The sequence below is a fragment of the Dietzia sp. HMSC21D01 genome (genome assembly GCF_001815995.1).
Lineage (GTDB): Bacteria > Actinomycetota > Actinomycetes > Mycobacteriales > Mycobacteriaceae > Dietzia > Dietzia cinnamea.
This window is the reverse complement of sequence record NZ_KV823604.1, coordinates 1-1,000: the sequence shown is the minus strand read 5'-3', so window position 1 is coordinate 1,000 and position 1,000 is coordinate 1. Positions and strand designations below refer to the sequence as shown.

The following is a 1,000-nucleotide window of genomic DNA, read 5'->3' as shown; positions in this document are numbered from 1 at the left end:
GCGGATCGGCGAGGTGGCGGCGTGGATGCGTGAGCACGCGTCCGCGACGGCGGGGGATGTGCCGGAGGCCCCGGACTTTTCGGAGTCCATGGCGGCGATGGTGCAGTCGGTGTGGGCTGCCGCGTGGACGCACGCGGCCGAGCAGGCCGACGAGGCCGCCGCCGTGGCCCTTGATGCCGCCCGGGCCGGCGAAGCTGACGCCCTCGCCGCCGCCGAGCAGGCCGGCGCCGACAAGGATGAGGCGGTCGTCGCCCGTGACAATGCCGTCCGGGCGTTCGAGCAGGTCCGTGGTGACCTTGCTGCGACCCGGGATCGGCTCGCCGAAGCCCGGAAAGAGGCCGAGAATGCTCGCGTGCGTGCGGACGAAGCCGACCGCGCCCGGCACCGCGCCGAAGCCGCCTCCGACACACTGCGAGAAGTCCTCGACTCGCTGCGCGGGCGAGACGACCGCGAGGACCCATCGTGAGGGGCCGGTATGTCTGAGCTGTCAGTCATGCTTGATGGGCGCGCCAAGGCAGGAGGAGTGAGATGAAGCGAAACTTCGTGCCGGCTAACGACAGGACGCCACTGCGGATGCTGGTGAAGGAGAACGCACAGCGGATCGTCGAGGCCCGCGGGGGATTGCGTCGGATCGTTGCCAGCGACGACTACTCCGCTGTGCTGTACGGGTCACATCTGCACCCGGAGCGCTTGGACTCCAGTAGGCCAAATATCGTCGTCGAGTGCCATAGTGGCGAGTGGTTTGGCCTCGATCCCTCGCGCTTCAATGTCGGCTACGGTGGCTCCGGTCCGAGTGATACGCGCGACACGCTCCAACTCATTGGAGTGACCGCAAGGGCAGCGAATCAGATCGCTCACGCCACCTACAGTGACCTCACCTTTGATGCCAACGGCAACATCGTAGACTCCAGTTCTCTCTCAACACACGCTCTAACCCCGGTGATTCACGGGGATCTGCGGATCGCTGGGTGAAAATAGACCGAAGTGCTTCCTGAACAGG

2 protein-coding genes are annotated in these 1,000 nt (G+C 66.1%); both read left to right on the top strand.

Features of this window, described 5'->3' with window-relative positions:
- Positions 1–466 (top strand): hypothetical protein (locus HMPREF3086_RS00330; RefSeq protein WP_070719671.1); only part of this gene is annotated, 466 nt, incomplete at its 5' end.
- A gap of 62 nt (positions 467–528) precedes the next feature.
- Entirely contained in the window at positions 529–972 is a 444-nt protein-coding gene (locus HMPREF3086_RS00325) for a hypothetical protein (protein ID WP_141763926.1), read from the top strand.
- The last annotated feature ends 28 nt before the right edge of the window (positions 973–1,000 follow it).